The organism is Paenibacillus sp. BR1-192, from assembly GCF_029542445.1.
Taxonomy (GTDB): Bacteria; Bacillota; Bacilli; order Paenibacillales; family Paenibacillaceae; genus Paenibacillus_AQ; species Paenibacillus_AQ lautus_A.
Genome location: NZ_CP120718.1, coordinates 1,067,715 through 1,082,326 on the forward strand (window position 1 = coordinate 1,067,715; position 14,612 = coordinate 1,082,326).

Genomic DNA, 14,612 nt, shown 5'->3' on the forward strand with positions numbered 1-14,612 from the left:
CCGATCGTGGAGAATGCATTAATCCATGGGCTCAACCAGCAGGCAGGGACGATTCGGATTGCAGCCGACATGAAGGGCAGGCATCTTGTGTTGGCCGTGAAGGACGACGGCATCGGCATGGATGCTGCGATGAGGGAGTCGATTGTCCGGAGAATCCAGGGCGGATCCGCCGGATCCTCGATGCAGGAGGAGGCAAGCGGAGGCAGCTTCTCCCATATCGGTCTGCAAAATGTGATGGAACGGATGAGCATGGTGTTCGGCGAGGCTTTTCAATGCCACGTCTACAGCGAGCCTGGCCAAGGAACGGTGATCGAGATGTATATACCGGAAAGAGGGAATGCGGATGTATAACGTGATGCTGGTGGATGATGATTATCCGGTCATTGAGCTGTTGTCGGAGGCCATCTCGTGGAATGAGCTGGGTTTGAACCTGATGGGAAGCTATGAGAACGGAATGAGTGCTTGGGAGAAGGCGAGATCTTCGCCCCCGGACATTCTGATTACGGATATCGGCATGCCCAAAATGAACGGGCTTGAGCTGTCCGCACGCATCAAAGAAGTGAAGGCCGATGTGCGGATCGCCATTCTGTCCTGCCACAACGAATTCCAATATGCCCAGCAGGCCATGCGCCTGAACGTGCAGGATTATCTGCTGAAGGATACGCTCGACCCCGAGGAGCTGGCCCAGCTGCTGAGGCGGTTCAAGCAGGCGATGGACGAGGAAGCCCAGAAGGGCTGGGAGCGGTCGCGGATGATCCATCTGGTGGACGAATCCAAGGAGCTGCGGAAGGAGCAGAGCCTCAAGAACTTCATCCATCAGCCCCTCCTGTCCCCCGAAACATGGCGGCATGAGCTGTCGGAATACGGCGTGCTGAAGCCGGGTTATCACTGCCTGCCCGTGGTCGGACATCTGGAGGATGTCCGGGAGATCAAGCACCGCTTCGCTTCCAACCAGACGCTGCATTTTGCCCTGGGCAACGTGCTGCGGGAGGTGCTGGATCAACTGAATCCGGATGCGGTGCATGTCCTATATGATGCAAAGTCTTCGCTGCTCCTGTTCGCGTATCGACCCGGCTTGGGCAGCAACATATACGATGAGGCCGCCGCCTGCCTGAAGGAGGTGCAGCGGACGCTCGAGCGCGTGCTGCGAATCCGCATGTCGTTCCTGATCGGCTGGGGGTGCGCGGAGCCGGAGGGCTTAAAGGCAGGGCTCAATGAACTGCTGGCCTGCCGGCATCAACGATTCTATCTGGAGCCGCAGGAGATATCCAAACTGAACGGAGCGCTTGAACAGAAAAGTCTTAATGGGGATCCTGATCTCTTTGCTTATTATGACCGGGCCAGTTCGGAGCTGCGGGAATCGCTGCTCGGAAAAGAGGGCTTATGCGCGGTGCGCGACGCGGTCGATCGGTGGATCTCATGGATTCAAGAGAAGCGGTACGCACCGGAATCGGTCAAGGACTGGGTATTGAAGCTCCTGCTGGATCTGAAGCTGAGGCTTCATCTACTGCATTCGCTGTCACCCGCCTATACGGCCGATGCGCTTCACAAAGAGATCATGGACATGGATTCTCTGAACGAGCTGAAATCCTGGCTTCACGATTATTTGGAATCCACCATGCAGGCTATGGACCGGGGATTCGGGGGCAGCAGACGATCGGAAGTGGCGGAGGCCTGCAAATACGTGTCCCTTCGGCTTGACCAGAGGATCACGCTGGATGACGTTGCGGGCTGCCTGCACCTGAATCCGAGCTATTTCAGCCGGATGTTCAAAAAAGAAACCGGCGTGACCTTCATCGAATACGTCACCCGCATGAAGATGGAGCGCGCCAAGGAGCTGCTGCGGCAGACGGACCGCACGGTCGGGGAAATCTGCGAAAGTCTGGCTTACGACAATGTAAGTTATTTCAGCAAAACATTCAAAGCGTATGCGGGGGTAACCCCCGTAGAGTTCCGGAACGGTTGAAAGGATGTCTAACCGGCGTCACCAACAGGCGTTGAAATGGGAAGGAGGAGGGTCCTAGTCCGATGAACAGGATACAAGAGCTGACAACGATCGTGAACGGGATGGCTCCCGCCGATCTGCGGCTGTATTACCAAAGCGGGGACCAGAGTTCCTTCTGGGAAGGGATCCGGCAAAGCGAAGATTACGAGCAGGACATATCCGAGATTCGCGAGGAAGGGGAGCGGCTTCTGTCTGTCCCGAACCCGCCGCTGACGTATGACTTATTCACCCGGTTTGCCCGGCAGGGAACGAGGCTGGATTATGAGAAGGTGTATTTCGACCGTCGGCGCCGGCTGAATACCTTTGCCCTGCTGACCCTTCTTGAGCCGGATAAGGAAGCGTACCGGACGGCTCTCCAAGAGATGATCTGGTCCATCTGCGATGAGTATACCTGGTGTTTGCCGGCGCATGTGAACGTGGAATCGCCCGGCTGCATCAAGGAGACGATTGATCTGTTCAGCGCCGAGACCGGGTTTACCCTCAGCGAAATCCGCGTGCTGCTGCGGGACCGTCTGCCTTCGCTGCTGATCTCGAGAATCGGAGAAGAGGTTGAAGCACGGCTCTTCATTCCTTTCCTAAGCCGTGAGCACGGCTGGGAGACGGCGACACATAATTGGTCTGCCGTCTGTGCCGGTTCCATCGGCTCCGCGGCGCTGCTGCTTATGGAAAGCGGGGAATCTCTTGTGAAGGTTCTGCTGAAGACGGAGCGGTGCATGGACTATTACCTGCAGGGCTTCGGCCCCGATGGAGCCTGTCTGGAAGGGCTGGGATATTGGAATTATGGGTTCGGGTATTTCGTGTATTATGCCGATTTGCTGCGCAAGCGTACCCGGGGCGAGATGGATTGGTTCCGTGTGGAGAAGGTCGGCCGCATCGCCTTGTTTCAGCAGCAGGGCTTTTTGGGAGGAAAGGCCGTCGTCAACTTCTCCGATTCGCAGCCGGAAAGCACGGTACATATCGGCTTGTCTCATTATCTGTCCGCATTGTACGCAGACTTTGAGTCTCCGCCGCAGTCTCTCCGGTCGGGCTACCGCGACGACCATTGCAGCCGCTGGGCTCCGGCTTTGCGCAACCTGATCTGGCGGAACCCCTTGCTGGCGGGGGGCGATTGGGAAGAGGCAAGTTATTATTTGCCCGATGCCCAATGGCTGATCTCCCGCAGCTTCCATGGGGGCGAAGTTTACGCGTTTGCCGCCAAGGGCGGCAGCAACGGCGAGCCGCACAACCATAATGATCTTGGGCATTTTATTCTGTATGGCGCCGGAGAAGCCTGGTGCTCGGATCTCGGCTGCGGCGAGTACACGGCGGAGTATTTCGGCGAAGGACGATATGACTATGATTGCAACGGGTCCCAAGGCCACTCCGTACCGATCATCGACGGCCATGTTCAGCAAGAGGGCCCGGATAGCGCCGCGGTTGTATGGGAAGCGGTGACGGGTGAAGCCGTGGATCGGCTTGCGCTTGAGCTGACCTCGGCCTACCGGGCTCCTGCTCTACAGTCATTCACGAGGACGCTGGAATGGAACAAAAATCGGAAGCGGCCGGAACTGACGCTGAGCGACCGGTTTACGTTCGGTTCGCCCCCGCAGAGTCTGGTGGAGCGGATCGTCACCAGGATACGGCCCGAGCTGGTACTGATCGATGGCCGGCGGGCTGTTAGGCTGCGGGCACCGGGTACTTATGAGCAAGCAGAGGCAGAAGGACCGGAAGTCGTTCAGGCCTTAGAAAAGAAGAAGGAGCCGATTGCAGCTGAAGAAGGGACCGGGGAGCAGCCTAAGGTACAGGATACAAAGCCGGACCCTGCCTTTTCCGTGGACGACAGGTCCGGCCTGCTGATCCACTATGATAACGACCTTGTGGAGCCTGAGCTGACACGCCATGTTTTCCGTGATCACTTCGGCAAGGAAGCGGCTTGGTATGCCGTGGATTTTAAAGTGAAGGCCCTTGGCTTGCATGCGGATATCGATTTCAGGTTTCAATTCATATGAACAGAGGAGTGGAGAGGAATGAAAACGGAGGTCGCTTTGGATTGGTTGACGGAGGCATGGGAAAAATCGCTTGCGAAGACGCGGCGGAACGTAGCGCGGATCGGCGCGAGGTTTCCGCATGCCAGCCAGAATGGCGTCTACCAGCTGGAGCCGCCGCATTGGTGGACGGCCGGCTTCTGGCCGGGCCTGCTGTGGCTACTGTACAACGATAGCGGGGTGGCGGAGCTTAGAGCAACCGCCGAGCAGTGCGAGCTCATTTTGGATGACGTATTGAACCAATATGTGCGTCTGGACCATGATCTCGGCTTCATGTGGACGCTGACTAGCATGGCTTCCTACAAGCTAACCGCCAGCGAAGAGTCCAAGGTGCGCGCGCTCAAAGCAGCCAACTACCTGGCTGCACGCTTCAACCTGAAGGGACAGTATATCCGAGCCTGGAATCCGTGGTCGGAAGGGGAGGATAACGCGGGTCTCGCCATCATCGATTGCGCCATGAATACGCCCCTGTTGTTCCTGGCGTCGCAGATCAGCGGCGATCCCCGCTACCGGCATATGGCCGAAGCGCATATGGATACGGTGGTCCGCGACTTCGTCCGGCCGGACGGTTCCGTCTATCACATCGTACGATACGATCCGGTTACCGGTGAGCGCCTGGAAGGGATCGGCGGGCAGGGCTTTGCGCCAGAATCCGCCTGGTCCAGGGGAACGGCGTGGGCGATTTACGGCTTGACGCTTGCCTACCATCATACGGGCAAGTCGTTCTACCTCGATACGGCCAAAACGGTGGCGCATTTCTTTCTGGCGAATCTGCCGGAAGACCATGTGCCGTTCTGGGACTTCCGCGCGCCGGACGAGGCCCGCATCTACCGGGATTCGTCCGCCGGTGCCTGCGCCGCCAGCGGGCTGCTGCTGCTGGCTGACAAGGTGAGGCCGGGACAGGATGCCGTATACCGGACATCAGCGGTCCGGATTCTGGAATCGCTGTACCGGAATTACGGCACATGGGACAACGACGGGGAGGAAGGCTTGATACTCCACGGAACCAGCCATTATCCGGAGGGCAAGAATATCGACGTGCCCCTGATTTACGGCGACTTTTTCTTTGTGGAAGGGCTGGCGCGGCTGAGAGGGAAGGGGCCGTTTTACTGGGAATAACGGAGATTGAAGCGGCGCTCGGGAAGGAAATAGTGGAAGTAAAGCAAGGAAGAGGATATGGAAATTAGAAGAAGCATTCCGGGAATGGAGTGAGAATGTTAGATGAGCATACAGGTTACTGGGAATCCCAAGGTAGGCTTGATCCATCCGGTTGCCCGGAATCCGCTGAGAACAAGACGGGACGTGCAGGAGGCGCTCTCGCAGCTGCTGGAGCCTTTAAGCAAATGCTACAGCGAGGGGCGCGCACGCTTAATCCTTGAGCGTTCGGGCGCCGATGCCTATGCCGATATTGCGGAGATGGAAGGTTTCTCTCGCGTCTTGTGGGGGCTCGTTCCCGCCGTTGCCGGCGGCTCCCATGACGGGCTGTGGGAGCTGTGCCTGCAAGGGATTCGCGCAGGGACGGATCCGGAGCATGCGGAGTACTGGGGGCAGGTGAACGACTATGATCAACGGCTGGTGGAGATGGCGGTATTCGGATTGGCCTTTGCCCTGATTCCGGACCGCATCTGGCAGCCGCTGAGCGAGAAGGAGAAGGCCAACCTCTATCAGTGGCTCGATCAAATCAACCATCATCCTTGCTATGATTGCAATTGGCTGTTCTTCCATGTATTGGTCAACGTTGGTTTCCGCAAAGCAGGCTTACCATACGATGCCGGGCAGCTGGAGAACAATCTCCGGCGCATTGAGGAATTTTATCTGGATGCAGGCTGGTATAGCGACGGGATCGGGGGGCACTGTGATTATTACGTGCCGTATGCTTTTCATTTCTATGGCTTGATCTATGCGCAGCTGATGGGAGACGAGGATCCGGAACGCGCCGGGCGCTACAGGGAGCGGGCAGCGTTGTTCGCTCGCGATTTCATCCACTGGTTTGCTCCCGACGGGTCGGCCGTTCCTTACGGACGCAGCTTGACGTACCGCTTTGCGCAGTCGGCCTTCTGGTCGGCTGCGGCTTATGCCGGGCTGGACGGGTTTAGTCCGGGCCAGCTGAAGGGACTGGTCCTTAGAAATCTCAGATGGTGGTTTCAGCAGCCTATATTCGACCGGGACGGCGTGTTGACGGTGGGCTACGCTTACCCGAACCGAATCATGTCGGAGAACTATAACGCGGCCGGCTCGGTGTACTGGTCGCTGAAGACGTTCCTGATCCTGGCTTTGCCGGATGGGGATCCTTTCTGGACGGCCGAGGAGCAGGAGCTGGCGGAGACAGGACGTATTTCGGTGCAGGAGCCTGCACATCTGGTGCTTTGCCGCGAGCCGAACACCGGCCATGTGGCTGCGTTCAATACGGGCCACCCGTCTACCAACGAGCATACGCATACTTCCGCCAAGTATGAGAAGTTCGTCTACTCTACCGCCTTTGCGTTCAGCGTGCCGAGGGCGGAATGGGGACTGGCCCAAGGGGCTTTTGATTCCATGCTGGCGCTTAGCGAAGGCGATCGGCTGTTCCGGGTCAAGCGCTTATGCGAGGAGGCCCGGATTCAGGAGCATGTGCTGTATGCGAAATGGAAGCCGTGGAGAGACGTCGAGGTAAGGACCTGGATAGCGGCAGGGCTGCCATGGCATATTCGCATCCATCGGATCAGCACGGCGAGAATGCTTGATGCTGCAGAAGGCGGGTTTGCTTTAGGCTTGGGATCTCTGAACAGCTCCATGGCGGGAGAAGAGGCAGCATCGGCTTCCGGCACTTTCGGCACGAGTGCTATTTATGGCATGCTCGGTTACGATACGGCAGAGCTCATCTATCCTCATGCTAATACGAACCTTTTGCATCCCCGCACTGTCATTCCTACATTGAGGGCGGCGCTTGAACCCGGGACCCATTGGCTCATCGCGGCCGTGCATGGCACCCCCAGCGCTCCCGGCACTCCCGCCATTGAGGAGCCTTCCATGGAAGACGTGAATGAAAGGCTGGGCGTCGAGATTTTGCAGCATCAAATTACAATCACCACGCAGACGGGAAACGTGATCGTGATTCCGATGGACTAACGGGCAGGTGATCTCACCCTAATAGGTATGTGTTATGAAGCAGTGGTTTGTCAGAGCTAATATAGATCATACAGATAAAGCCGGGGGTCATTAACCCCCCGGCTTTCAATATCATGGCCTTCCGCCCGCGCGAATCATCGCAAGGGCTTATTTTGTCAAATAGGAACTGGTCAGAGGAACAAACAGGGAAGTACCCGGACCTTCATCAACGATCTCCACAAAAATAAAATCGGCAGCCGATACATCGACGTCTACGCCGACCAGGCCATCTTCAGCACCCAGGGACACCTTTTTGAGCGTTGAGTTGTTGTGGTCCATAATTACGATTTCTTGCGCACCGCCAGTCACGGCCAGCTCAAGATGCAGGTTGGCATATTTTTTACCCGTCATGATCTGGAAGCTGTTGCCTTGTTTGGCCGAATCGGTATGTAAATAAACGTCTTTATAATCTTTGCCTTTGTAGACCGTATCGCTGGAATCTTTGGTGTGCCAGGCAGATGTCCCCAATACGGAGGCTCCGAGCGAGCTTAATGATAACGGACTGGAGGTTTGGGATGGGGATCCCTGATTGCCGCCAATCAGTACGGAAGAAGTTGCGCTGTCATAACGAATGTCGATATTCATCAGATCGCCTACAGCTCGCACAGGCAAGTACGTCGTGCCGTTGTAAGTGATCGGCAGCACGGTTTTGCCGTTTGCGTCTTTCGGCGTTACCACCGTACCGTTTAATTTCAGGGAAATCTTGCTGTTCAAATAGGCTTTGATTGGCTCCAAAGCTGACGACGCCATAGCGCCTGTACCAATCCCCAGCGTGAGTGTACCCGCCAATAACCCATACAATACTTTCTTCTTCATTAAAATCACTCCCAAAATTTAGGTTAATTTTCATGCTTTATAGTATTAAAGTGTATGAAGGAAGTCAACCCTCATTAAAGGGAAGGCCCGATCCTTCATAGCCGTATACGGGTAACGGCTGTGCATCCGGGTTATGCTTGTTGCGAAAAAACTCTTTTGCGAAAGCTTGCCAGAAAAGGGCGGGATATTTTCATGAAAAGTGATACAATGATAGAAATACGTAAATAAGGGTAGCGGATGGATCAACGTTTACCTGGCAGCGAAGTGGGAGTGTGATCGAGAGAATGGAAGAGACGTATACGGCAAAACGGGCAGTCAGCATGGAGGACATCGTGCGCGCACACCACGTGCTTCGCGAAGTGATCGTACGCACGCCGCTGCAGCGGGATGCAGTACTGTCAGCCAAGTATGACTGCGAAGTGTATCTGAAGCGCGAGGACCTGCAGGTGGTTCGCTCCTTCAAGATCCGCGGCGCTTACAATATGATTCGCAGCTTGTCGGAGGAAGAACGCAGCAACGGCATTGTGTGCGCAAGCGCGGGCAACCACGCGCAAGGGGTGGCTTTCTCCTGCAACGCGTTGAATATCAAAGGCAAGATTTACATGCCGAGCACGACCCCGAACCAGAAGGTGAAGCAGGTGAAGCGTTTTGGCGGGGGCAGCGTCGAGGTCATTCTGACAGGGGATACCTTCGATGATGCATATGCCGAAGCGATTAAGGCATGCGACGAGTACGGCATGACCTTTATCCACCCGTTCGATGAAGCGAAGATCATCGCGGGCAACGGCACGATCGGGATGGAGGTTATGGAGGAGCTGGACGCGCCGGCCGATTATATGTTTGTCACCATCGGCGGCGGCGGTCTTGCGGCCGGCGTGGCAACCTACGTCAAAACCGTCAGCCCAACGACGCAAGTCATTGGCGTCGAACCGCTTGGGGCAGCGTCCATGATCGAGTCCAAGAAGCAGGGCGAAGTCGTCACCATGCATGAGATCGACAAATTCGTGGATGGCGCCGCCGTGAAGCGCGTCGGGCAGCTGACGTATGACATCTGCTGCGAGTTGGTGGACGACATCGTGACGGTACCGGAAGGCAAGGCCTGCACCACCATCCTAGAGCTGTATAACGAGAATGCGATCGTTGTGGAGCCGGCGGGGTCGCTGGCCGTAGCGGCGCTGGATATGAACCGGGACCGGATTCGCGGGAAAACGGTCGTCTGCATCATCAGCGGCGGCAATAACGATATCGACCGGATGCAGGAAATCAAGGAACGCTCCTTGATTTACGAGGGGTTGAAGCATTACTTCATGATCAACTTCCCGCAGCGCGCGGGCGCACTCCGCGAGTTTCTGGAGGAAGTGCTCGGTCCCGACGACGATATCGCGCGCTTCGAGTATACGAAGAAGCATAACAAGGAAGACGGACCTGCCCTGGTAGGCATCGAGCTCTTGAGGCCGGAGGATTACGGCCCGCTGGTGGAGCGGATGCAGCGCAAGGGACTGGATTACACGGAGCTGAACAAGAACATGAACCTGTTCAATCTGCTGATTTAAGAGGTACACGAAAGCACCATAAAAAGCCGGATTCCCCTAACGGGAACTCCGGCTTTTCCAGTTATTTCATGGTATGGCCCTCTAGCGGTCCAGGGCGTCATCCGCTGTTAACTTCAGATGGCTCTCATTCAATCGGAACCGCCTTGGCACGGTACCGCTCTACTTCCTGGTTCAGCTTGTCTTTGTTGCTCTCCAGCACGTCGGACCAGGACTTGAGCTTTTTGAGGAGCGCGCTTTTGGAGACAGCGTCGCTGTCCTTCAGTGCTTTATCGAATGCTTGCCGCACTTCCGGGTCCAGCAGATTGTCCTCGTATTTGAACAGCGGCGTGTTGTTATAACCGTAGTATAGGCTAAGCTCGGTGAATCGAAGCTTCAGCTTCACGTCCGCAGTCCGATTGGATTTGGGATACGCGCTGATAAAGGCCTCTTGCGTTAGTCCCCGATCAATGACCTCGCTCCATGGGATCACCAAAGCGGCATCGCTGACGGCAGGCTTCTCGGATTCAACGACCATGATGTCGATATAGGCTTGAATATCCTTGTTGATATAAGGCTTGTATGGCTTGAGCGTGGTATAGTCGATGATCGGGAAGATCACGCCCTCGGTCGTATAGAGCCTGTAGCCGCTGTCGCGCAGGTTGATGAGCACCTTTCGGAGCGTTTCATCCTTGGTTTTGTTAATGGTGGTGTTAATCGGCTCCCCGAATTTGTACAAGTTCATCAGTTTATCCTGAATGCCGATTTCGTACACCTTGTCGGTTTTTGCCGGGAGCGCATCATTCATCGCATTCTCCAGCTTAAGCACCAGCATGGTCGCCTGATACGCGGTCACGCTGCGGATATGCTTGGTGATGTAAGACTTGGCATAAGCCACGTCGGATTCCTTCAGCAGTTTATTGGCTTTGTTGTACACGGCATTGCCGAAGGCGGCAGCTTTGCTTGAAACTGCGTTTGAGCCAGTTTGGGATGCGGGTGCTGCGCTAACGATAACGCCGGTCTGGATCGATAGAATAAGTGCAAGGATGGCAGCAATCGCGGATTTTTTCGACTTTAACATGGTTTTTCCTCCCTTACCACACATTACCCTTATCCTATCATCTTCTATAGAACATTAGTTTACAAAGAACGAAAAAATATTAAAGATTTTGTTAAGCGCCGCCCGCGAATTCATGACGAGTTTGTATTATTTGCTCGAAAAAAGAAGTTTGGTCCCTGCGATTCCGATCAGGAATATGACGAGGCTGATCCATGGCGCAACCGTCAGTACCGGCAGCAGCCGTCCCAGCCACACGCCCGCTACCAATATCAATACCGTGATGGCGACATAAATCCCGATGTTGCGAGCATTCACCTTGCGCTTGTCTTCCTCCGGCTTGAAGGCGTCGTTCTTCATCCATCTCAGCAATGCGTGGATCAGCACATAGGAACCGCCTGCGATCAGAATCAGGGTCGATATGCGAACCTGCGTCATGCGCTCGACCGGCCCTCCGGCCCACATCGTGATGAACCCGACCAGAGCCTGAACGAAGAAAAACCAAGTTAAGGCCACCCACGGGATCATGAGATGAAATTGGAGACTGCTGAGGCCTTTCATTTTTGGCAGCTGCTCGACCAGCTCCTTGCAGTAGGATTCGGGATCGCTTCCGAATACTTCCTCGGCGCTTTTGCCTTTGGCTTGCGCGTCCAGCAGGTGCTGGGCGATTTCGAGCAGCAGCTCCTCGCCTTTTTGCTCCTGTACGGAGCTGCTGCGGATATAGACCACCATGTCTTGGTAATAGCTCAGGTTGTTCGGCTTCATGGCATCCTGGAGTCGGTTGTTCTCTTTGATCATCTGTTTGGTATTCATCTTTACTGTCCTCCGCGGGTTAAAATGTGGTCCACACTATCTTTAAGCGTTCCCCAATGTTCCTTGAATTGTTGAAGAACCTGCCGGCCTTTATCGGTCAGATTGTAATATTTACGTGGCGGTCCCCCGGCACCGGGCGCGGGCCTTAGGGTGCCTTCGATGAGCTGCTCTTTCTGCATGCGCAGCAGCAGGGGATAGATGCTGCCTTCGCTCACAAACGTCAGCCCGCTGTCTTCCAGCAGCGTGCTGAGCTCATAACCATAAACCTCCCGATGCTCCATGAGCGAGAGGATGCAGCCTTCGAGAATGCCTTTTAGCATTTGACTTTGGGTGGTCATGAATGTGGGAATTCCTCCTTCAGGTATATTGCAATGCAAGGTAGTAGGACGTGGGGCTGGGCTGCGAGTAGGCACGATAGCAGACTACCTTGTTATGCAATATATGATAGCAGACAACATGCTTGCAATGCAAGGTAGTGCTGCTGAATCTTGTCACCTTCGTGAACAAGGTATAATTCTCCGGCTCCTATTTCACAATAATAAGCATTCTGAATCTATACACGACGCCCTGATCATTCAGGGATAAGAAGGAGGAGTTCTCAGATGAGCGCTAGCTTTTTTGACGATGAATTGCACGGAGGAGACGCTGTGCCGGCACAAGGGCAGGAGGTAATCGCAAACAGCGGTGCTCTGGATGTGACACCGGCCCAGCCTGAAGGAGAATTCGTCTCCGAGCGTGAGGACCATGATCTCTCCGCCGCATCCTTATGGGAGAATGATCCGGTCGGGAAGACCTGGATGAACGATTGGAGCGGGCGCGAAGAAACCCATGCGATGTTTCGCCAGAGTTACGAGTAAGGCTGAAGGTGCGGTGGTGCGTAAGGGATGAACGTTGAAGCGGACAAGAGAAGCGCATGCTTGGATTTACGGAGCCGCGAGTGGGGCTAGAGGTGCGGGCGTCAGCGGGATGAACGACTTGGCAAACTGATGCCGTGTTAGTCCGTAATACAGGTAGAGGGCAGAATGGACCGTTTCTTAACCGCCAGCTTTAAATAGGCTGAATCTCGCTGCACACTCCATTTCAATGTTCATTACACCGTCACACCTATGCTCAGTTTGCGTTTGCCGGTGCTCCATTGCGTTGACAATCCATAATCACGATGCTAAGATAAGTTTAATTAATTCATATTAATCTTATCGGAATTATTAATATTATGATTACGGCGCGTTATCGCAAGGAGGAATCGGCATGGAGCGGCAAATTACAATCCGGCATAATCAAGAGGAACTTACGGCAACTATCCACTACCCATTGAAGGAATCGGCTCACGGAAGCCGGTGCAATCGGGTCCCGCTGGTCATCATCTGCCATGGCTTTGTGGGAAGCCGGATCGGGGTGGATCGGTTGTTTGTCAAAACGGCGCGCGAGTTTGCCGAAGACGGGTACATGGTGATCCGTTTCGACTATATCGGATGCGGGGAAAGCTCGGGCAATTACGGCAGCGAAGGTCTAGACTCGATGATTGCCCAGACGCGTTCCGTTCTTGATTACGGACTCAGCTGCGCGGATGTCGATCCGACGCGCATCACGCTCCTCGGACATAGCCTGGGCGGCGCCGTCGCCCTGCAGACGGCCGTTCGCGATCGCCGGGTAAAGAATTTGATTCTGTGGTCCGCGGTAGGATACCCGTTCAACGATATCGTCAAAATCACCGGTCGCGACGTGTACGACACCTCGGTTAAGTCGGGATCCGCCGATTATTTGGGATACTCGTTTACCCCGGTCTTTTTCGATTCGCTGGCTCAGGGGCAGCCATTCCAGGAAGCCATCAAGTTTACGGGCAATGTGCTGGTCGTTCATGGTACCTCGGATGAGGTGATTCCAGTGGACTACGCTTTCCTGTTTCAAAAGGTGTTCTGGATGCGTCAGGAAGGCCGCTGCGACAAGGAGATTATTTTCCAGGCCGACCACACGTACTCTGCCGGACCCCAGCGCCAGCTGCTCCTTGAGCGGACGCGGGATTGGTTGAACGGGCAGGAGAACATTCAGCAGGAATGGCAGCACTGGATGATTTAAGGGAGTTATTTGGCATAATGGGCGATTTAACGGTACAATAGAGTTGTCCCTTGATTTTGAAGCTGGAGGTGGCATCGATGACGTTACCTGCTTTATTTATTGCCCATGGTTCGCCGATGATGGCCCTGGAGGACAACGAGTACACCCGCTTCCTTGAGCAGTTGGGGCGGGAGCTGCCTGCACCTAGAGGCATTGCGGTATTTTCAGCCCATTGGGACGATCCGGATCAACGGTTGACCGAGGACGCCGAGCATGGAACCATGCATGATTTTTACGGATTTCCGGAAGAGATGTACAAGATCACGTACCCTGCCCGAGGCAGTGCGGAGCTGGCAGCTCAGATCCGTCAGCGTTTTGAGGCAAAGAATCTGCACGCCAAAGCCGTAACCGGCCGCGGATTGGACCATGGGGTATGGGTCATTCTGCGCAAAATGTACCCCGATGCGAATATCCCCGTGGTGGCCTTGTCCGTGGACTCCAAGCGCTCGCCAAGCGAACAATATTCCATCGGTGCGATGCTGTCCGATTTGCGTGATGAAGGCATTCTGATTATCGGCAGCGGCGGTTTGGTGCACAATCTGCGGATGGTGCATCAGAGCGATGAGCCGGATGCATGGGCAGCTGAATTCGACGAATGGGTTGCGGAGCAGCTGTCGAATTGGGACCTGCACAATCTGTTTGCGTATGACAAAAAAGCGCCTCATGCCAGCGACGCTGTACCTTCCTACGGACGGGAGCATTTTGTCCCCTTATTCTATGCGATGGGGGCTGCGGACAACGGCCGCAAGGCAAAGCGATTGTTTCAATCTTACCAATATGGCAGTTTGAGTCTGAACTGCTGGTCATTCGAATAATGAGAAGCCGAGCTTGGATCACAAGCTCGGCTTTTGTTGTGTTTGGGCCGTTTGAGCGCGTGAAACGCGCGAAACAAAAAACACCCGCTGTGCGGGTGCCGGAGAACAAGAACGTAGCGCCATAGGTCTTATACACAAGCCCATGCAGTCTGAAATAAGATTGCATGGTTTTTTTGCCATGATCCGCAGGCGCCTCGGCTATTTTTTGTATTCAACCAAACCCAAAAATTTTTCTGCACAAACCGTGTTGACATTATTGAACTACAATTGTAGTATTTATTTGTAACTACA

General features: G+C 54.9%; 13 protein-coding genes. 9 read left to right on the forward strand and 4 right to left on the reverse strand.

Going from position 1 to position 14,612, the window contains the following annotated elements; translation table 11 throughout:
- The first annotated feature begins 6 nt into the window (after positions 1-6).
- The 5 genes from P0X86_RS33115 to P0X86_RS04655 all read left to right on the forward strand — a co-directional run bounded on the left by P0X86_RS33115 (position 7) and on the right by P0X86_RS04655 (position 7,137).
- Complete coding sequence (locus tag P0X86_RS33115) at positions 7-351, forward strand: sensor histidine kinase (RefSeq protein WP_347177549.1); 345 nt, start codon at positions 7-9, stop codon at positions 349-351.
- Positions 344-1,966, forward strand: coding sequence for a response regulator transcription factor (locus P0X86_RS04640; protein WP_277747888.1), 1,623 nt, complete (start codon positions 344-346; stop codon positions 1,964-1,966). Before P0X86_RS33115 ends, P0X86_RS04640 begins: the two co-directional genes overlap by 8 nt.
- A gap of 62 nt (positions 1,967-2,028) precedes the next feature.
- The gene (locus P0X86_RS04645; protein WP_277747889.1) at positions 2,029-3,993 is read left to right on the forward strand and encodes a heparinase II/III family protein; all 1,965 of its coding nucleotides are present in this window, start codon (positions 2,029-2,031) and stop codon (positions 3,991-3,993) included.
- A gap of 18 nt (positions 3,994-4,011) precedes the next feature.
- Complete coding sequence (locus tag P0X86_RS04650; RefSeq protein ID WP_277747890.1) at positions 4,012-5,148, forward strand: glycoside hydrolase family 88 protein; 1,137 nt, start codon at positions 4,012-4,014, stop codon at positions 5,146-5,148.
- Between the two features lie 102 nt (positions 5,149-5,250).
- Positions 5,251-7,137, forward strand: coding sequence for a DUF2264 domain-containing protein (locus P0X86_RS04655; protein WP_277747891.1), 1,887 nt, complete (start codon positions 5,251-5,253; stop codon positions 7,135-7,137).
- Between the two features lie 147 nt (positions 7,138-7,284).
- On the opposite strand, the gene P0X86_RS04660 is transcribed toward P0X86_RS04655, so the two are convergent.
- Positions 7,285-7,992: a stalk domain-containing protein gene (locus P0X86_RS04660; protein ID WP_192569680.1), complete on the reverse strand. Its 708-nt coding sequence runs from the start codon at positions 7,990-7,992 to the stop codon at positions 7,285-7,287.
- A 284-nt stretch (positions 7,993-8,276) separates the two neighbouring features.
- Here P0X86_RS04660 and ilvA point away from each other — a divergent pair, with 284 nt between their 5' ends.
- The gene (ilvA, locus tag P0X86_RS04665) at positions 8,277-9,545 is read left to right on the forward strand and encodes a threonine ammonia-lyase IlvA (RefSeq protein WP_009592278.1); all 1,269 of its coding nucleotides are present in this window, start codon (positions 8,277-8,279) and stop codon (positions 9,543-9,545) included.
- A gap of 124 nt (positions 9,546-9,669) precedes the next feature.
- Here the strand turns inward: ilvA and P0X86_RS04670 are convergent, their stop codons facing one another.
- The 3 genes from P0X86_RS04670 to P0X86_RS04680 all read right to left on the reverse strand — a co-directional run bounded on the left by P0X86_RS04670 (position 9,670) and on the right by P0X86_RS04680 (position 11,729).
- Positions 9,670-10,602 carry a hypothetical protein gene (locus P0X86_RS04670; protein WP_277747892.1) on the reverse strand — a complete coding sequence of 311 codons (933 nt, stop codon included), beginning with the start codon at positions 10,600-10,602 and terminating at the stop codon, positions 9,670-9,672.
- Between the two features lie 126 nt (positions 10,603-10,728).
- On the reverse strand, positions 10,729-11,391 hold the full coding sequence (locus P0X86_RS04675) for a DUF1129 family protein (protein ID WP_096774988.1): 663 nt from the start codon (positions 11,389-11,391) through the stop codon (positions 10,729-10,731).
- A gap of 2 nt (positions 11,392-11,393) precedes the next feature.
- Entirely contained in the window at positions 11,394-11,729 is a 336-nt protein-coding gene (locus tag P0X86_RS04680) for a PadR family transcriptional regulator (RefSeq protein ID WP_009592352.1), read from the reverse strand.
- A 264-nt stretch (positions 11,730-11,993) separates the two neighbouring features.
- On the opposite strand from P0X86_RS04680, the gene P0X86_RS04685 reads away from it, so the two are divergent.
- The 3 genes from P0X86_RS04685 to P0X86_RS04695 all read left to right on the forward strand — a co-directional run bounded on the left by P0X86_RS04685 (position 11,994) and on the right by P0X86_RS04695 (position 14,321).
- Positions 11,994-12,248, forward strand: a complete 255-nt coding sequence (locus tag P0X86_RS04685; RefSeq protein WP_277747893.1) for a hypothetical protein — start codon at positions 11,994-11,996, stop codon at positions 12,246-12,248.
- Positions 12,249-12,639: 391 nt separating this feature from the next.
- On the forward strand, positions 12,640-13,467 hold the full coding sequence (locus tag P0X86_RS04690) for an alpha/beta hydrolase (RefSeq protein ID WP_009592308.1): 828 nt from the start codon (positions 12,640-12,642) through the stop codon (positions 13,465-13,467).
- Between the two features lie 77 nt (positions 13,468-13,544).
- Entirely contained in the window at positions 13,545-14,321 is a 777-nt protein-coding gene (locus P0X86_RS04695; protein ID WP_096774991.1) for a DODA-type extradiol aromatic ring-opening family dioxygenase, read from the forward strand.
- Positions 14,322-14,612: the final 291 nt, after the last annotated feature.